Annotated in this window: 17 protein-coding genes; 12 read left to right on the forward strand and 5 right to left on the reverse strand. The window is 39.1% G+C overall.

Features of this window, described 5'->3' with window-relative positions; genetic code table 11:
• Nucleotides 1-86 precede the first annotated feature (86 nt).
• The gene (gene lysA, locus INT04_RS11795) at nt 87-1,328 is read left to right on the forward strand and encodes a diaminopimelate decarboxylase (protein ID WP_193016325.1); all 1,242 of its coding nucleotides are present in this window, start codon (nt 87-89) and stop codon (nt 1,326-1,328) included.
• A 111-nt stretch (nt 1,329-1,439) separates the two neighbouring features.
• Here lysA and fadE read toward each other — a convergent pair whose 3' ends face one another.
• Complete coding sequence (gene fadE, locus INT04_RS11800) at nt 1,440-3,887, reverse strand: acyl-CoA dehydrogenase FadE (protein ID WP_193016326.1); 2,448 nt, start codon at nt 3,885-3,887, stop codon at nt 1,440-1,442.
• 238 nt (nt 3,888-4,125) lie between these two features.
• Here fadE and lpcA point away from each other — a divergent pair, with 238 nt between their 5' ends.
• Both lpcA and INT04_RS11810 read left to right on the forward strand, forming a co-directional pair.
• Nucleotides 4,126-4,704: a D-sedoheptulose 7-phosphate isomerase gene (gene lpcA / locus INT04_RS11805; RefSeq protein WP_193016327.1), complete on the forward strand. Its 579-nt coding sequence runs from the start codon at nt 4,126-4,128 to the stop codon at nt 4,702-4,704.
• A gap of 50 nt (nt 4,705-4,754) precedes the next feature.
• Nucleotides 4,755-5,522 (forward strand): class II glutamine amidotransferase, encoded by a 768-nt coding sequence (locus INT04_RS11810; protein WP_193016328.1) that lies wholly within the window; start codon nt 4,755-4,757, stop codon nt 5,520-5,522.
• On the opposite strand, the gene INT04_RS11815 is transcribed toward INT04_RS11810, so the two are convergent.
• Nucleotides 5,493-6,254: a L,D-transpeptidase family protein gene (locus INT04_RS11815; protein ID WP_193016329.1), complete on the reverse strand. Its 762-nt coding sequence runs from the start codon at nt 6,252-6,254 to the stop codon at nt 5,493-5,495. The two genes, INT04_RS11810 and INT04_RS11815, sit on opposite strands and share 30 nt — an antisense overlap.
• 415 nt (nt 6,255-6,669) lie before the next feature.
• Here INT04_RS11815 and INT04_RS11820 point away from each other — a divergent pair, with 415 nt between their 5' ends.
• The 8 genes from INT04_RS11820 to nqrM all read left to right on the forward strand — a co-directional run bounded on the left by INT04_RS11820 (nt 6,670) and on the right by nqrM (nt 13,850).
• A complete protein-coding gene (locus INT04_RS11820; protein ID WP_193016330.1) occupies nt 6,670-8,010 on the forward strand; it encodes a Na(+)-translocating NADH-quinone reductase subunit A in 1,341 nt (446 codons plus the stop codon).
• A 3-nt stretch (nt 8,011-8,013) separates the two neighbouring features.
• Nucleotides 8,014-9,252: an NADH:ubiquinone reductase (Na(+)-transporting) subunit B gene (locus INT04_RS11825; protein ID WP_193016331.1), complete on the forward strand. Its 1,239-nt coding sequence runs from the start codon at nt 8,014-8,016 to the stop codon at nt 9,250-9,252.
• Nucleotides 9,245-10,033 (forward strand): Na(+)-translocating NADH-quinone reductase subunit C, encoded by a 789-nt coding sequence (locus INT04_RS11830; RefSeq protein WP_193016332.1) that lies wholly within the window; start codon nt 9,245-9,247, stop codon nt 10,031-10,033. Before INT04_RS11825 ends, INT04_RS11830 begins: the two co-directional genes overlap by 8 nt.
• Nucleotides 10,026-10,655, forward strand: coding sequence for an NADH:ubiquinone reductase (Na(+)-transporting) subunit D (locus INT04_RS11835; RefSeq protein WP_193016333.1), 630 nt, complete (start codon nt 10,026-10,028; stop codon nt 10,653-10,655). Before INT04_RS11830 ends, INT04_RS11835 begins: the two co-directional genes overlap by 8 nt.
• 5 nt (nt 10,656-10,660) lie before the next feature.
• Nucleotides 10,661-11,257, forward strand: coding sequence for an NADH:ubiquinone reductase (Na(+)-transporting) subunit E (gene nqrE / locus INT04_RS11840; RefSeq protein WP_006534792.1), 597 nt, complete (start codon nt 10,661-10,663; stop codon nt 11,255-11,257).
• 16 nt (nt 11,258-11,273) lie between these two features.
• The gene (nqrF, locus tag INT04_RS11845) at nt 11,274-12,500 is read left to right on the forward strand and encodes an NADH:ubiquinone reductase (Na(+)-transporting) subunit F (protein WP_193016334.1); all 1,227 of its coding nucleotides are present in this window, start codon (nt 11,274-11,276) and stop codon (nt 12,498-12,500) included.
• 80 nt (nt 12,501-12,580) lie between these two features.
• Nucleotides 12,581-13,603 (forward strand): FAD:protein FMN transferase, encoded by a 1,023-nt coding sequence (locus tag INT04_RS11850; RefSeq protein WP_193016335.1) that lies wholly within the window; start codon nt 12,581-12,583, stop codon nt 13,601-13,603.
• A 19-nt stretch (nt 13,604-13,622) separates the two neighbouring features.
• Nucleotides 13,623-13,850 carry a (Na+)-NQR maturation NqrM gene (gene nqrM / locus INT04_RS11855; protein WP_036932601.1) on the forward strand — a complete coding sequence of 76 codons (228 nt, stop codon included), beginning with the start codon at nt 13,623-13,625 and terminating at the stop codon, nt 13,848-13,850.
• A gap of 132 nt (nt 13,851-13,982) precedes the next feature.
• Here nqrM and INT04_RS11860 read toward each other — a convergent pair whose 3' ends face one another.
• Together INT04_RS11860 and INT04_RS11865 are read right to left on the reverse strand one after the other, a co-directional pair.
• A complete protein-coding gene (locus tag INT04_RS11860) occupies nt 13,983-14,195 on the reverse strand; it encodes a CsbD family protein (protein WP_072070896.1) in 213 nt (70 codons plus the stop codon).
• 80 nt (nt 14,196-14,275) lie between these two features.
• Complete coding sequence (locus INT04_RS11865; RefSeq protein ID WP_193016336.1) at nt 14,276-15,148, reverse strand: glycerophosphodiester phosphodiesterase family protein; 873 nt, start codon at nt 15,146-15,148, stop codon at nt 14,276-14,278.
• Between the two features lie 231 nt (nt 15,149-15,379).
• On the opposite strand from INT04_RS11865, the gene dinB reads away from it, so the two are divergent.
• The gene (gene dinB / locus INT04_RS11870) at nt 15,380-16,435 is read left to right on the forward strand and encodes a DNA polymerase IV (protein WP_193016337.1); all 1,056 of its coding nucleotides are present in this window, start codon (nt 15,380-15,382) and stop codon (nt 16,433-16,435) included.
• Nucleotides 16,436-16,513: 78 nt separating this feature from the next.
• Here the strand turns inward: dinB and INT04_RS11875 are convergent, their stop codons facing one another.
• On the reverse strand, nt 16,514-18,676 hold the full coding sequence (locus INT04_RS11875) for a TonB-dependent siderophore receptor (protein ID WP_193016338.1): 2,163 nt from the start codon (nt 18,674-18,676) through the stop codon (nt 16,514-16,516).
• Nucleotides 18,677-18,934 lie beyond the last annotated feature (258 nt).

Below are 18,934 nucleotides of genomic sequence, written 5' to 3' on the forward strand. Positions count from 1 at the left end.
AGAGTGTAGCGTATTTGATATTTTTATTCCCCATCAAGTTAATCAATAATCATTTTATTCACCAGCGACTTTTATGAGTAAATATCATGACAACATTAATCACTATGGCTCAATACCAACTCGCACAAACTTATGGAACGCCATTATGGATTTATCAAGGCGATACAATTTCTGAACGTATTGCACAATTAAAATCGTTTGATGTGGTTCGTTTTGCTCAAAAGGCGTGCTCAAATATTCATATTTTACGTTTAATGAAAGCACAAGGCGTAAAAGTTGACTCGGTTTCATTAGGGGAAATAGAGCGTGCTTTAGTTGCTGGCTATCAAGCGGGTAGAGAAAGAAGTGAGATTGTTTTTACGGCTGATTTATTGGATGAAAGCACCCTTAGGCGTGTTGTAGAGTTAGATATCCCTGTTAATGCAGGCTCTATTGATATGCTTCGTCAATTAGGTGAGTGTAATCAAGGTCATGCTGTCTGGATTAGAGTTAACCCTGGATTTGGTCATGGACATAGCCAAAAAACCAATACGGGGGGGGAAAACAGTAAACATGGCATTTGGTATAAGGATGTGCCTGAAGCATTAGCCATTATCCGCCAATACAATTTAAGTTTAATTGGTTTTCATATGCATATTGGTTCTGGTGTTGATTATCAGCACCTTGCAAGTGTCTGTGATGCCATGGTAGAGCAAGTGTTAACTTCCCAAGTCGATATTAAAGCTATTTCTGCGGGGGGAGGATTATCCACACCCTATCAAGAAGGTGATGCAGTCGTAGATTTAAATCACTATTTTTCTTTGTGGGATAACGCGCGTCAGCGTATTGCACAACATTTAGGCCATGACATTGAACTCGAAATAGAACCAGGTCGTTTCTTAATGGCTGAATCAGGTGTATTAATTTCACAAGTGAGAGCTGTCAAATCAATGGGGGATCGTCATTATGTGCTGGTGGATGCGGGCTTCAGTGATTTAATGCGTCCTGCAATGTATGGCAGTTATCATCAAATATCATTGTTAAATAGTGATGGGAAAGTAAAGCCGCTTACTGAGCAACAAGAAACTATTGTTGCAGGCCCACTTTGTGAATCAGGTGATGTTTTTACTCAACAGGAGGGCGGGATGGTTGCACCGCGCTTGTTACCTAAGGCTCAAGTGGGTGATTATATCGTTATTCATGATACAGGGGCTTATGGCGCTTCAATGTCATCTAATTATAATAGCCGTCCTCTTATTCCTGAAGTATTGATGACAAAAGGGACTCCTCAATTAATTCGGCGCCGTCAAACAATAGAAGAATTATTAGCGTTGGAGTTAAATTTCTAGTAAGTCCTTTTTATTAGATATGTTTTTATTGAAATAAAAACACCTCATGACTTGTTTAGTGATGAGGTGTTTTGTTTTATTGGGTGTGTGATTTACCCTTATATAAATTGACTAGGCTGCTTTATCTGTTTTGGCATCACTCGTTTTAGGCTTTTTTACGGGCACCGCCAGTGCATCAAAATCAAATTCATCAACATTGATACTCCGTAAACGACTTTGTTCAGCTTTACGTAAGATATCGGCTTCTTCTTGCGTTACTCGTTTGTCCGCTAATGCTTTGTCGGCTAATTTATCTAATTGAGTAAAGCTAAATTTTTTCTCATAGAGGCGACAAATACGGTCAAAAATAGGCTCTGCGGCCAGAATATCAAGTAGTGCCTCTTCCATTAAGCCATGTGGATTGTGCTCACTCGGTGTTAAGAACTGGCCCCTACCAATACGATCACGTGTCTCAGAGGGTTGCTGAATAATTTGAGCCACTTTACTGTCTAATTTATCGGATGGTAATTTTTGCGCTTTACCAAGCGGAAAAATAATAGCGCGCATAGTGCCTGCGATCATCCGACTTGGGAAATTACGCAGTAGTTCATCAATCGCATTTTCAGCTTGGTATAAGCACTCTTTTACACTCCAATGTACTAATGGTAAATCAGCAGTATGGCGACCATCATCTTCATAACGCTTAAGCGCAGCAGAGGCGAGGAAGATGTGACTTAAAATATCACCTAAGCGAGCTGAGATACGTTCACGACGTTTTAAACTTCCCCCCAACACCCCCATAGAAACATCAGACAATAGTGCCATATTGGCACTCAAGCGGTTAATTTGTTGATAATAACGGCGAGTTTCATCATTGGTTGGTGAAGTACTTAATCGACCATTGGTGATACCTAACCATAGACTACGTAAAGTATTACTTGCTACATGACCAATATGGCCAAATAAAGCACGGTCAAAATCATGTAGGTTATTGTCTCGTGCGGCTGCAATTTCATCTAATACATAAGGATGGCAACGGATAGCACCTTGGCCATAAATGATCATACTACGTGTTAAAATGTTGGCACCTTCAACAGTGATTGCAATTGGAGAACCTTGATAAGAACGTGCAACAAAGTTTGAAGGCCCAAGGCTAATCCCTTTCCCTCCAACAATATCCATTGCATCAATAACGCCACGCTGTGCTCTGTGAGTGCAATGATATTTTACGATAGCGGATAATACGGCAGGTTTTTCTCCTAGCATAATACCCGTAGTAATTAAGGTTGCCGCAGAATCTAAAAGATAGGCATTACCAGCCAGACGTGCCAATGGCTCTTCAATCCCTTCCATTTTACCAATTGGAATTTTGAACTGACGACGGATGCGAGAATACGCCCCAGTTGCCATTGCCACGCTTTTTAATCCACCGGTAGAGTTTGAAGGTAGAGTAATGCCTCGACCAACAGAGAGACATTCCACCAGCATTCTCCAACCCTGACCTGCCATTTTTGGTCCGCCAATGATGTAATCGATAGGAACAAAAACATCTTTACCACGAGTCGGTCCATTCATAAATGGCACGTTCAGTGGGAAATGACGATGACCGATTTCAACACCTTTGACATCAGTTGGAATTAACGCACAGGTAATGCCCGGGTTTTCGTCATCGCTTAATAGATGGTCAGGATCACGTAATTTAAACGCCAATCCTAATACAGTTGCGATAGGTGCAAGTGTGATATAGCGTTTATTCCATGTTAAACGAAGGCCTAATACCTGTTCTCCTTGCCATTCTCCCATACATACCACACCACTGTCAGGAATAGCACCAGCATCAGAGCCAGCTTCAGGACTGGTTAGGGCAAAACAAGGAATTTCATCACCTTTGGCTAAACCGGGTAAATAGCGTTTCTTCTGCTCATCAGTACCGTAGTGTTGCAGTAATTCACCTGGGCCTAAAGAGTTAGGTACACCAACCGTAATCGCCAGAATACCTGATACACCAGCCAATTTTTGTAGTACTCGAGATTGAGCATAAGCAGAAAATTCTAACCCGCCATACTCTTTTTTAATGATCATCGCAAAAAAACGATTTTCTTTAAGGTATTGCCAAATCTCAGGAGGTAAATCAGCTAATTCATGAGTAATTTCAAAGTCATTTGTCATGCGACAAACTTCTTCTACAGGGCCATCAAGGAAAGCTTGTTCTTCTGCAGTCAACTGTGGTTTAGGGTAATTATGCAGTTGTTTCCAATCAGGGGCTCCGCGGAAGAGTTCACCTTCCCACCATGTTGTACCTGCATCAATCGCCTCTTGCTCTGTTTTTGACATTGAAGGCATGACTTTTTGAAATGCTTTAAGTGCAGGTGTCGAGATGTAGGCTTTACGAATAGAAGGTAGTGTGAAAGGTAATAAAACGAGTGCAACGGGAAGGAGTAGCCAGTAACTCCAAATATTGGCAACACCCATGACTAAAGTATAAGCAATAAGTGCGAGACTACTTACCGCAATACTGAACTTGCGATAACTAAGCACGCCAATAAGAATAATAAAAAGTACGATACTGAGTAGTGTCATAATAAACTCCTGTATTTAGCAAGAGATCAGAGGTCAGACCTGTTGTTTGTTATTTAGATCTAATCTAGTCACCAATTTTTATCAATATGTTTACATCCTAATTACAATATAGCTCACAATTTATTCGTAAATGAGAGAAGTTAGCATTTGTCGACAAAGGGTATCTTCTTTCATGTCATCTAATCCGTTACACTGAGAAACAGAAAATTTCGATTACCCTTTCTGGAGTAAAAATCCTATGTACCAAGATCTTATCCGTGGTGAATTAACAGAAGCAGCCGATACTCTTTCTCGTTTTCTTCAAGATGATGCAAATATTGACGCTATCCAAAAAGCGGCGGTGTTATTAGCTGATTCTTTTAAGGCTGGAGGCAAAGTATTATCTTGCGGTAATGGCGGTTCTCACTGCGATGCGATGCATTTCGCAGAAGAGTTAACCGGACGCTATCGTGAAAATCGTCCAGGTTATCCTGCTATTGCTATTTCAGATGTAAGCCATATCTCATGTGTGAGTAATGATTTTGGTTATGAATATATCTTCTCTCGTTATGTCGAAGCTGTAGGTAAAGAAGGTGACGTTTTACTGGGAATCTCAACCTCTGGCAATTCAGGCAATATTATTAAAGCGATTAGTGCTGCACGTGAAAAGGGCATGAAAGTTATTACGCTAACGGGTAAAGACGGTGGGAAAATGGACGGTACTGCGGATATTGAAATTCGTGTGCCTCATTTTGGTTATGCTGATCGTATTCAAGAAATCCATATCAAAGTTATCCATATTCTGATCCAATTAATTGAAAAAGAAATGGAAAAATAAGTTGATATTGCTATAAGTCAGCAATAAATATCGACGAAAAGGAGTGAGCGATGTGTGAATTGTTAGGCATGAGTGCAAATGTACCAACAGATATTACTTTCAGTCTAAGTGGATTAATTCCGAGAGGGGGCAAAACAGGGCCTCATAAAGATGGTTGGGGAATTACTTTCTATGAAGGATTGGGGTGCCGTACATTTAAAGATCCTCAAGCTAGTGCAATATCACCAGTCGCTCGCTTTGTTCAAGAGTACCCGATTAAATCAGAGGCGGTAATTGCGCATATTCGCCAAGCAAATAGAGGTAATGTCTCCTTAGAGAATACCCATCCGTTTACTCGCGAGTTATGGGGTAAAAACTGGACTTATGCCCATAATGGGCAACTTAAAGGGTATCAATCGCTGGAAACCGGACGTTTTAGATCTATAGGGCAGACTGATAGTGAAAAAGCTTTTTGCTGGATCTTAAATCAGCTCGAAAATCGCTATAAACGAACACCGGCTAATTGGCAGGCAGTTTTTCGTTTTATTGCCGTTTTGTCTGATCAATTAAGGCAAAAAGGGGTTTTTAACATGCTGTTGTCCGATGGTCGATTTGTTATGGCATATTGTTCAACCAATTTGCATTGGATAACACGCAAAGCACCTTTTGGGAAAGCGAAGTTACTTGATCATGATGTTGAGATTGATTTTCAGCAACATACACAGTCAGATGATGTGGTTTCTGTTATATCAACACTTCCTTTGACGGGAAATGAGTCTTGGCAACGTATTCCTGCTGGTGAATTTGTGTTATTTGATCGAGGTATGCGAATTCTGTAACCATTTGTTTTCACTCTTTTGTGATAAATTAAGGGTGGCTTGATTAGGCGTAATTGAGTTGTTGTTGACAAGATAGTGTCCATCTTTAACGATAACAGAAGGGATCTGTTTACGTTCTTCAACATATTGGTAAGCAGGGGCTAGTTGTTGCCAAAAATCCATATTGGTTGAATACTGATGCTTCTTCATATTTTCGGCAGTCATTTTAAACGGGAAAATATGAATATTGATCTTAGACTGACCACCTTTTAGCGCCATTTCAGCATATTGATAAATTTCATCCATCACCGAATCTGTCATTGCGTAGCAGCCAACAGATTTACACGCCCCGTGGATCATCAAAAAGTCGCCAGTATATCCTTTTGATTTATCGTATTGGTTAGGAAATCCTAGGTTAATAGCTCGGTAAAATCGACTATTCGGGTTTAATTGTGAGAAATTAACCTGATAAAAGCCCTCTGGGCTTTTTAAATCGCCTTGAGATTTTTTAGGGCCTAACCCACCAGAATAGCTACAAATAGGGTAAGTACGTACTTTTTCTAATTGCCCATCTAATTTTTCTGTATAAAGTTCAAGTAGGCTTTCTTCTTTGAAAATTTGGATATAGATAGGCTTGCCTGTGTTTTTTTCAACAGGTTCCATTAGAAATTTTGAACTGTTCTCAGCGTTAACTAATAAAGAAGTTAACATTAATGTTAAAAAACTGATTAGTTGTTTTGCGTGACTGGTCATGGTTTTATCAGAAAAATAGCTTAAAATTTGTTGATAAAGTAGATCGTAGATTGCGATGAAGCAATAAATTTGTAAATTAAAATCTACTAGAGTTTCTTTTCTTTTACAAAATATTCTGTATGAATTTTAATCGCTCGTCGAGAAAGATGATATTTTAATTCGGTTTATACGAGTTGTTAACGTTTCAGTCAAAATAATATTCTTATTTGCTTGAGCTAAATCACTCGAATTGTCAGACAGGTTTAGACTGAGATGATAAAATTCAGGTCGGCAGAATAAGAGAAAATAGTAACAATTATCGGAGATAAATAACTTAAGGCTTAAAAAGACCTTAAGGTGTTTTTATTACAGAGTCGCTACATTTTCGGGGTGAATTTGTAGCTTAGGGTTTAACTGATAAACTTGTGCAAATCTTATGATTAAAATTAAAAAAGGACTCGACCTCCCAATTGCAGGAGCGCCTGCCCAAGTGATAGAAGACGGACCCACTATTCGACGCGTAGCATTGCTAGGCGAAGAATATGTTGGTATGCGTCCTTCTATGGTGGTTTCGGAAGGTGAGCATGTAAAGAAAGGGCAAATTCTTTTTGAAGATAAAAAGAATGCCGGTGTCGTTTTCACGAGCCCAGCTTGTGGTAAAGTTGTTGAAATTAACCGCGGCGAACGCCGTGTGTTCCAATCTATCGTTATCGAAATTGATGGCGACGAAGAGATCACTTTTAACCGTTATGATAGCGCTACGCTGTCAGAATTAACCCGAGAACAGGTTGAAAACAACCTTGTTAATTCGGGAATGTGGACTGCGTTAAGAACGCGTCCTTATAGTCGTACTCCGCACTTAGGCACTACACCAGTTGCAATTTTTGTCTCTGCAATGGATACCAATCCGCTGGCTGCAGACCCTATGGTTATCATTGAGCAAAATGAGAAGGCATTTAATGATGGCCTGATTGTTTTAACTCGATTAACCGAGGGAAAAGTTTATGTTTGTCATGGTGAAAAATCACCCGCTAAATTAAATGATGGACAAATTAGCTATAACCAATTTGTGGGTCCACATCCATCAGGATTGGTAGGAACTCACATTCATTTCTTAGAACCAGTCAGTGCGAAGAAAATGGTTTGGCATTTAAACTACCAAGATGTGATTGCTATTGGTTATTTGTTTACAACGGGTTCTTTATATACTGAACGTGTTGTTGCATTAGCGGGTCCACAAGTGAAAGCACCTCGTTTAGTGCGCACTCGTTTGGGCGCTGATCTTTATGAGTTAACCAAAGATCAATTAATCGATGATGAAAACCGCATTATTTCTGGCTCTGTACTATGGGGATGGAAATCAGATGAAGCTCATCATTATTTAGGTCGTTTCCATAACCAAGTTTCTGTATTGCGTGAAGGCCGTGATAAAGAGTTATTTGGTTGGGGTATGCCGGGTAGCGATAAATTTTCTATCACTCGTACAACGATTGGTCACTTCTTAAAGAATAAACGCTTTGCTTTTACAACCACGATGAATGGCGGTGAACGTTCAATGGTACCAATTGGTAACTATGAGCGTGTTATGCCGTTAGATATTATGGCAACGCATTTATTACGTGATTTAGTTGTTGGTGATACTGACAGTTCTCAAGCATTAGGTTGTTTGGAATTGGATGAAGAAGATTTGGGATTATGTACTTATGTTTGCCCAAGCAAATATGAGTATGGCCCAGCACTGCGCCAAGTATTGACCAAAATTGAGCAGGAAGGGTAACTCATGGGTTTGAAAAACTTATTTGAAAAAGTAGAGCACCATTTTGAGCCCGGTGGCAAATTAGCAAAATGGTACGTACTTTATGAAGCGGTGACTACGGTATTTTATACACCAGGTACCGTAACGCATAATGGTGGGCATGTTCGTGACACCATTGACCTAAAACGTATGATGATCTTGGTTTGGCTAGCCGTTTTCCCAGCAATGTTTTGGGGAATGTATAACGTTGGTCATCAAGCTATTCCTGCACTTAATCAGTTATATAGCGGTGTTGAATTACAGCAAATTATTGCTTCAGATTGGCACTATCGCCTCGCTGAATTCCTTGGTGCGTCATTAACAGCAGATGCAGGTTGGGGAAGTAAGATGCTACTTGGTGCAACTTACTTCTTACCTATTTATCTGGTTGTTTTTGCCGTAGGTGGATTTTGGGAAGTGCTTTTTGCTTTCATTCGCGGACATGAAATTAATGAAGGTTTCTTTGTTACCTCTATTTTGTTTGCCTTGATTGTTCCTCCAACATTACCGCTTTGGCAAGCCGCATTAGGTATTACATTTGGTGTAGTGATTGCGAAAGAGATTTTTGGTGGCACAGGTCGTAACTTCTTAAACCCAGCATTAGCAGGCCGTGCATTCCTATTTTTTGCTTATCCTGCTCAAATTTCAGGTGATTTAGTTTGGACTGCGGCTGACGGATTCTCGGGTGCTACGCCATTATCACAATGGTCTGTATCTGGCGAAAGTGCGTTGTTAAACACGATCACTCAGCAGCCTATCTCTTGGATGGATGCTTTCCTTGGCTATATTCCAGGTTCAATTGGTGAAGTTTCAACACTGATGATCTTAATCGGTGGTGCTGTCATTGTTTTTGCTCGTATTGCTTCATGGCGTATTGTTGCTGGGGTAATGGTCGGCATGATCGTGATGTCATATCTGTTTAACTTTATCGGTTCAGATACCAATCCTCTCTTCTCAATGCCTTGGCACTGGCACTTAGTTTTAGGTGGTTTTGCTTTCGGTATGATGTTTATGGCAACAGACCCCGTATCCGCCTCGTTTACTGATAAAGGTAAGTGGGCTTACGGTATTTTGATTGGCGTAATGGCTGTGCTTATTAGAGTCGTCAATCCGGCTTACCCAGAAGGTATGATGCTGGCAATCTTATTCGCAAACCTATTTGCACCACTGTTTGATTACGTGGTTGTTCAGGCGAATATTAAGCGGAGAAAAGCTCGTGGCTAAAGAGAAAAACAAAGATAGCGTTGCAAGAACGTTCCTCGTTGTATTTATTCTGTGTCTTGTGTGTTCCGTTGTAGTCGCGGGAGCTGCTGTTGGGCTGAAATCTAAGCAAGAAGAGCAAAAACTTCTTGATAAGCAACGTAATATTCTTGATGTTGCTGGTCTGCTTGTTCCCAAAATGAGTGCGACAGACGTATTGAAAGTGTATGACACTCGTATCAAAGCAAAAATTGTAAACTTTCAGACAGGTGAGCTGACTGATAGCACAGGTAATTTTGACTTAAATACAGCATTACGCAGTGACGACACTTCAATTGCATTATCACCAGAAGATGACGCAGCTAAAATTCGCCGACGTGCAAATACAGCTGAAGTGTACTTTGTTCTTGATGAACAAGGTAAAACTACCGAAGTCGTGTTGCCTGTTTATGGTTCTGGCTTATGGTCTGTTATGTATGCTTTTATTGCGGTTGATATTGATGGTGTAACGTCAAAAGGTATTACCTATTATGCTCATGGTGAGACACCTGGCTTAGGGGGAGAAGTTGATAACCCACAATGGAAAGCACAATGGAAAGGCAAGCGCCTGATTAATGAAGAAGGTGTTCCTGCTATTAAGATTGTGCGTAGTGGTGCCGCGTTTGGCAATCCTTATGGAATTGACGGCCTTTCTGGCGCAACACTGACCTCAAATGGCATTCAGCATATGTTCGATTTCTGGTTAGGTGAAAAAGGTTTCGGCCCATTCCTGAAAAAAGTTCGTGAAGGAGAAATCAATGGCTGATACAAAAGAAATTAAACGCGTTTTACTTGGGCCATTGTTAGATAACAATCCGATTGCCTTACAGGTACTTGGCGTCTGTTCTGCACTGGCTGTGACAACAAAACTTGAAACCGCGTTAGTGATGACCATAGCTGTCACACTCGTTACCGCATTCTCAAGTTTCTTTATTTCACTTATTCGTAATTTCATACCAAGTAGTGTTCGTATTATTGTTCAAATGGCGATTATTGCTTCATTAGTTATCGTTGTTGACCAAATTCTACAAGCTTATGCGTATGAAATATCTAAGCAACTTTCTGTTTTCGTTGGCCTTATTATTACTAACTGTATTGTTATGGGGCGTGCTGAAGCTTATGCAATGAAAGCACCTCCAATTGAAAGCTTTATGGACGGTATTGGTAATGGCTTAGGATATGGCGTTATCCTGATCCTTGTTGGATTTTTACGTGAGCTTTTTGGTTCTGGTAAATTATTCGGCATAACGGTGATGGAGTCTATCCAAAACGGTGGCTGGTATCAGCCTAATGGTTTATTCCTGTTAGCACCAAGTGCGTTCTTTATCATTGGGTTGCTAATTTGGGGATTACGTACATTAAAACCTGCACAGGTTGAAGAGGACTAATCGCCATGGAACATTATATAAGCCTGTTTGTTCGTGCTGTTTTTATTGAAAATATGGCGCTCGCATTCTTCTTAGGAATGTGTACATTTCTCGCGGTATCTAAAAATGTAAAAACAGCATTTGGATTAGGTATCGCTGTTACCGTTGTTCTTGGTCTTTCCGTACCGCTGAATAACTTAGTTTACAACTATGTGTTACGTGATAATGCCCTAATGGAAGGCGTTGATTTAAGTTTCTTAAATTTTATCACTTTCATTGGTGTGATTGCGGCATTGGTACAAATCCTTGAAATGATTTTAGACCGCTATTTTCCTGCGCTCTATAACGCATTAGGGATCTTCTTGCCACTGATTACTGTTAACTGCGCCATTTTCGGTGGCGTGTCATTTATGGCACAACGTGACTATAACTTTAGCGAATCTATTGTTTATGGTTTCGGTTCTGGAATTGGTTGGATGTTAGCCATTGTATTACTGGCTTCTATCCGTGAGAAAATGAAATACGCGGATGTACCGGCAGGTATGAAAGGATTAGGCGTTACTTTTGTCACCACAGGGTTGATGGCATTAGGTTTCATGTCCTTCTCTGGTGTTCAGCTATAAAGGGTGAGAAGAACTCATGGATATAATTATTCTAGGTGTCGTGATGTTTACCCTGATTGTATTGGTACTAACAGCGTTGATTTTGTTTGCAAAATCAAAGCTGGTCAATACAGGGGATATTTCTGTTGAGGTCAATGGAGACCCAGAAAAAAGCTTTAATGCACCAGCAGGTGATAAATTACTTAACGTATTATCAAACGAAGGTATTTTTATTTCATCCGCTTGTGGCGGCGGCGGATCTTGTGGTCAGTGTCGCGTTAAAGTGCTTGAAGGTGGCGGTGATATTTTACCGACGGAACTTTCACATATTAACAAGCGTGAAGCTAAAGAAGGTTGCCGTTTAGCGTGTCAGGTAAACGTAAAAAATAACCTGAAATTAGAATTACCAGAAGAAATTTTTGGTGTTAAAAAATGGGAGTGCGAAGTTATCTCAAACGATAATAAAGCGACTTTCATTAAAGAATTAGTATTAAAAATCCCTGAAGGTGAGGTTGTGCCTTTCCGTGCTGGTGGATTTATTCAGATTGAATGTCCTCCTCATACGGTACGTTATGAAGATTTTGAAGTGCCAGAAGAGTATCGTGAAGACTGGGATAAATTTAACTTATTCCGCTACGTTTCTGATGTAAAAGAAACCACAGTACGTGCTTACTCAATGGCAAACTACCCTGAAGAGCATGGCATCATCATGTTAAACGTGCGTATTGCTACACCGCCACCACGTAATCCTGATGTACCACCAGGCATAATGTCATCGTACATTTGGTCATTAAAGCCAGGTGATAAAGTGACAATTTCAGGGCCATTTGGTGAATTCTTCGCTAAGAAAACTGACGCTGAGATGATCTTTATTGGTGGTGGTGCAGGTATGGCACCAATGCGCTCACATATTTTTGATCAGCTAAAACGTTTACATTCTAAACGTAAAATCAGCTTCTGGTATGGTGCGCGTTCTGTTCGTGAAATGTTCTACACTGAAGATTTCGATATGCTTGCAAGAGAAAACGAAAACTTCACATGGAATGTCGCACTTTCAGACGCCTTACCTGAAGATAACTGGACGGGATATACTGGATTTATTCACAATGTGTTGTTTGAGAATTACCTCAAAAATCACCCCGCACCAGAAGATTGTGAATTCTATATGTGTGGTCCGCCAGTGATGAACGCAGCAGTTATTAAAATGCTCAAAGATTTAGGCGTTGAAGATGAAAACATTATGCTGGATGACTTTGGCGGTTGATCCTAACTTCCGATAAAGCATAAATGAATGAAATGACAAGCGCCCACTTATGTGGGCGCTCATGATCAGAAGAGAGAGTTATGTTAAAAAGAAAGATGATAAATTGGATAGTGATGCTGTCTGCTTTAGTTCTATTGTCTGCATGTGGTGAAAAACAGCAGGTATTAGAAGGCGAAACTATGGGAACTTATTACTCAATTAAATATGTCCCTGATAGTAATTCACCTCCACAAAACGTCTTACAAACAGAGATCGATCGTATTCTTGAAGAAGTTAACGATCAAATGTCAACATATCGCCCTCATTCTGAATTGAGTCGTTTCAATCAAAGTCGTGAAATTAATACGCCATTTCCTGTTTCGCCTGCTACCGCTAAAGTAGTAAGTGAAGCCATTCGTATTAATAAAATCACGGACGGTGCTTTAGATGTCACTGTTGGACCATTAGTCAATTTATGGGGATTTGGCCCAGAAGGCCGATTTACTCACCAACCTTCTGCTGATGAATTAGCCAAACGTAAACAGTGGATTGGCATTAATTACCTTGCTGTTGAAGGTAATGCACTGATCAAGAAGATCCCTGAACTTTATGTCGATCTCTCTTCGATTGCTAAAGGCTATGGTGTTGATGCTGTTGCTGAGTATTTAATTTCACAGAATATCACTAACTATATGGTTGATATTGGCGGTGAAGTAAGAACGCAAGGTGTGAATGGTAATGACAAGCTTTGGCGTATAGCGATTGAAAAACCAGCGAATGATGGCACAAAACAGAGTGTTCAGTTAATCATTGAACCGGGTGATAACTCGATTGCCACTTCAGGTGATTATCGTAATTATTTTGAAGAAGATGGTGTGCGTTTTTCTCATACTATTGACCCAACGACAGGCCATCCTATTAAACATAACCTTGTTTCTATCACGGTGATCGTACCAACGTGCATGAGTGCTGATGGTATTTCAACAGGATTGAATGTCTTAGGACCTGATAAAGGGCTAGAAGTAGCAAATGCGTTAAATATACCTGTCTTTATGATAGTTAAAACAGAAACTGGGTTTGAAGAGCGTTATAGTAAAGCATTCGCCCCATTCTTGAAAAAATAGAATTTAAGGAGAGAAGGTTATGCTAAAAATATTTCTTTTTGCCTTCATCTTATTCTTGATTGCCTTCTTTGGTATGGCATTAGGATATATTGTAAAACGTAAAAGTCTTCAAGGCAGTTGCGGTGGTTTAGGGGCTATGGGTATCGAAAAAGAGTGTGATTGCCCAGAACCTTGCGATGCACGTAAAAAACGCATGGCAAAAGAGTCTGCCCGTGAAGAGTTGCTAAAAAAGAATCGAATTCTTTAATAATAAATATATTTAGATAAAAAAGAGTGATGGACTTTAATTGCCATCACTCTTTTTATTTTATGCATTCTAAAAAAGTTTTTTAATAGAATAGAAGTAGGATAATAAAAAGCGAACCCTTGTAATAAAGGCTTACTTCCATGGATAAGGGTTTTGCCCCTCCCACTCTAAAACTTCTTTTTTGGCTTCTTCATAGGAATAGTCATAATGCTCTTGAAGCTTACCAATTAGTTGCTCTCGTGTACCTTCGATAATATCAAGTTCATCATGGGTGATCTTTCCCCATTTTTCTTTTACTTTTCCTTTGAATAAATTCCAATCACCAGAAATTTTATTGTTTAACACTTTATTCCTCCTTACTTATTTCTATCGGATGACATTATTAAGTGTAGAAGAGAATAAAGCGAAAGCCTAAATAGGCTTATTTACTCTTTTCTAAATTCTTTCATTTTAGCAGGAGAGTCAACCATAATGGCATCTGCACCTAACTCTGTGGCTTGAATATAATCTTTTTCTGTATTGATCCCAAAAAGAACAATATGGGCATTACCACCAGCACGAAAACAAGACATTGCATCTTTATCCCAGCTAAGAATTGAAGCAGATCGAGCTTCACCTAATGTATATTTCTCAACGACTTCAACTTTTCGATGTAACTCAAGACCATACCAACGGGTGATATCTAAATTTTCAGGTAACAAGCAGGTATGGCTCATGGTGATATTAGCTAGAATATCACGAGTGACATCGCGGCTTTCAAATCGTTGTACATTGGCAGGTAAGGCATCAAGAAATGCTGTATTTGTAGAATAGATACGTGTTCTATCTAGCGCATTATGTTTACTTAGCAGGGCAGACATCGCTTTACCTTGAATAACAGGATCAGCATCTGGTGATTTTAAATCAATATAAAATTGAGTGGTAGGAAATTGAGTTAAGATTGCATCCAAGGTAGGAATGGTGACACCTTTATTTCGATAAGGAAATTGCTGAGATTCTCCAAATTTATAACCAGCATCCCATTGTTTAAGTTGCTGAGCAGTAAATTCAGAAATAGCACCTTGCCCATTAGTTAAGCTTTTTAAGTCACTAGGGCGATAAAGTACAGGAATGTTATCTTTTGATAATTGAATGGTGATCCAAATTGCATCAGCTTGATGAGCGAGTGCTGTTTTTATAGCTATTTCAGTATTTTCAGGGGCGTCAGCTGTGCCACCACGATGTGCGATAATTTTAGGAGATGCCATAAGAATTGCAGAATAAAAAAAGAGAGAAATTGCGATGAATAATTTAACCATAAAAGTTATTTCCTTGTTTTATATATAGTTACAAAACAATAGCTAAAATAAATATTAGTAATAAACAAGCAAAAATAATTTATCATCACTTTGTGACAATTCTATAAATAAACGGACTAATTCAGATTTTTATGAGAAATACACCTCGATAGAGGGAGGAAAAAAGAATAAAAATTGTAGTTAATATTTATTTACTGTATATTTAAACAGTGAAATAAATGAGGTGATTGTATGCGTAAAATTATTCATGTTGATATGGATTGTTTTTATGCTGCGATTGAAATGCGAGATAATCCAGCACTAAAAGAGATCCCAATTGCGGTTGGTGGAAATGCTTCTAGCCGAGGTGTTATCTGTACTGCAAATTATCCCGCACGCCGCTTTGGGGTACGTAGTGCTATGTCAACAGCAACAGCATTAAAATTATGTCCTCATTTAAAAGTCCTACCTGGCAGAATGGCACTCTATAAAGAAACATCAGTAAAGATCCGTCAAATATTCTCCCGTTATACTGACCTTATTGAGCCTCTTTCACTTGACGAAGCTTACCTTGATGTTTCCAACAGTAAGCACTGTCATGGATCTGCAACCTTGATGGCGCAAGAAATTCGCCAACAAATCTTTAATGAATTAAATCTCACTGCATCTGCGGGTATTGCACCGATTAAATTTCTTGCCAAAATTGCCTCTGATATTAATAAACCTAACGGACAATGCGTTATTACACCAGAACAAGTTGATGATTTTATTTTAAAATTACCACTTAATAAAATACCGGGTGTTGGTAAAGTAACTTTTGCTCGATTACAAGAAATGGGATTAGAAACCTGTGCTGATATTCGCCATACGGATGTTATTTCTTTAGTAAAAGCACTCGGAAAATTTGGTCAAAATTTGTGGGAACGCAGTCATGGTATTGATGAGCGTGAAATTAACCCTGATAGGTTAAGAAAATCAGTGGGGGTTGAGCGGACGTTTGCTAGTGATATTAATTCGTGGGATGACTGCTTAGCATTGCTTGATGGGTTGTATAATGAATTAGAGAGACGTTTAACAAAAGTAAAACCTGATTTAAGAATAGCAAGGCAAGGTGTTAAGCTAAAATTTGATGATTTTCAATTAACGACACAAGAGCATACTCATCCTATTTTAGAAAAAGCCGATTTAATAAATATTGCCTACCAAGCATGGCATGAGCGTAGAAATGGCCGAGGTGTGCGGTTGATCGGATTTCATGTCACTTTGCAAGATCCACAAATAGAACGGCAACTTCTTTTAGCGTTATAAGATTAAAAAAACCATAGCCAATCAACAGATAAGCTATGGTTAATATATTTAATTAGTGCGTAGCTAACTTATGTATCATTACCAGCGATAATTCATTGTTGCTGTCATCGTTCTACCGATCCCATAAAAACAAGCAGTATCACCCGCACAAGATGCCACATAGTGTTTATTCGCAATATTATTCATATTAAGTTGAATTTCAGCTCCTTTTAAAGAAGGTGATAGCTCACTTAATGAATAACCAATCATGGCATCGTAAAGCGTGACAGCAGGTACACTGAATGTATTTTTGGTATCACCTTGAGATACACCTACATATCTCACACCAACGCCTGCTTTAGCACCATTAAATAGCCCTGATGTTTCATCATACTGACCCCAAAGTGATGCCATATGCTTAGGAACTCTAGGTAGTACTTTTCCTTGAGTTCCTGCAATAATAGTTTTTCTTACTTCAGTATCGGTATAAGCATAACTGCTGATAAATGAAATATTTTCAGTTAATTGGCTATTAATTTGTGCTTCAACACCACGACTTCTAATTTCACCCACTGGTTCAAAATACGCTTTTTCAGCATTGTAATTGGTAACATTGCGTTGTTGTAATTGATAAACAGAGAGTGTCGCCAATGTTTGCTCATTCGGTGTGAGATATTTAATTCCTGCTTCTAATTGGTGGCCTTCGCTAGGCTCAAAAGGAGCACTTCCTGGTGCTCGACGAGTTTGTAAATTAGGTTCAAACGAAGTGCTATAACTAATATATGGCGAAATACCATTATCAAAAGCATATAAAAGCCCTGCACGACCCGTTAACTTATTATCATCTTGTTGGTCATAACTGTTAGCTAAGAAATCATGAGTTCGAACTTGAGCCCAATCTTGGCGTAATCCTGCAAGTAAGATCCAATTTTTCCATTGGATCTGATCTTGTAGATATAACCCGATTTGATCACGTTTTTGTAACTGGTCGGTCGCCGGTTTTTGTAAGCTCATATCAATGGGATAGTGATAATTAGGATCACGCCAATCAAGATCGTACTCAGAGCCCATTGCACGGAGTAAATTATCTTGATCTTTACTCCACTGATAATCAATACCCGCAATCACAGTATGATTAAGTTTTGCAGTAGTGAAGTCGGCTTGTAAACGAGTATCTATTCCTAAAGTATCTGTTTCACGCTGCTCTTGTTGTGCTCGGCGTTCAAGAATATAAGGGTTATCTTTTCTCAAAGATCCAAATACAAGGTATTTATACTTCTGATTAATATGGCTATATCGAGCATTTTGTATAATTTTTAGTGAGTCATTAAATTCGTGTTCAAATTCATAACCTATACCATATTGTTGACGCCATGATTTATGATAATCGGGATTGTTGACATCAAAATCAAAGGGAATAGTACCCGCAGGAGTGTTTTTAACCGTACCATAAGCAGGTAAAAAATTACGATATCCCGCTTCAGGCTCTTGTTGAATAAAGCTTAATAGCGTTAAGCGAGTTTGTTCATTAGGTAAGAAAGTAATAGCAGGAGCAAGAGCAAAACGTTCTTCTTTATCGTTTTTTATTTGTGTGTGTTGTGTTTTTGCAATACCGTTTAGACGATAAAGTACACGATTATCATCGCTTAATGCACCTGAAAAATCAAAAGCGGTTTCTGCTAATTTATCATTGCCTGCTCGTACTTGAATATGACGAATAGGGGATGCAGTCGGTCTTTTACTTGTCATAGCAACAAGACCCCCCGGGTTTACTTGACCATAAAGAACAGATGCAGGTCCTCTAACAACTTCAACGCGCTCTAATAACCATGGATCAATTGCACCCGTTGATGATGAAGCTCCCATTCCATAGCTTAGGCCATCCAGAAAACGAGGTGCATAACTGTACCCTCGAATAAAAACCTCGTCATTACGATTAGAACTTCCACGATATTCTGTAAAAACTCCGGGCGTATAACGTAATGCTTGAGAAACTGAACTGACATCTTGAGCATCCATTTGATCACGCGTAATAACGCTAATAGACTGTGGTGTTTTTTCAATTTCAGTCGGTGTTTTATTTGTTGATAACGTTTTTGTTGCTACAAAACCGGAAACAGGCGCTTGAGGATCTTGTGATGGAGACGCAATAACAGTTATCTTTTCAGGTGTATTTTGATTGACCGCCGCTTGAATTTGAATAGAAAGTAAACTTAAAGGTAAGGCGAGAAAGGCACTAGCAACGCAATTTTTATTAGACACAATAGAACCCTTTTATTTTTTATTTTTTAACTTTAAATGCGGAAGCCATGAAAATATCACTCCGAAATCATTAATGCTAATGATAATGATTGGCATTCTATATATTTAAATTATTAAGGTTAAATTGTTATTCCATAATGGAATAAGTGACTCAGTTATTGGCTATATAGTGAATAAATTATGATCTTTAAGGGAAATTGAGTATGAATAGGAGAGGTGAATTATTTTTTAGTTATGGTTTTAGCTACAAAAAACCCG

The organism is Proteus sp. FME41 (assembly GCF_014897315.1).
Taxonomy (GTDB): domain Bacteria; phylum Pseudomonadota; class Gammaproteobacteria; order Enterobacterales; family Enterobacteriaceae; genus Proteus.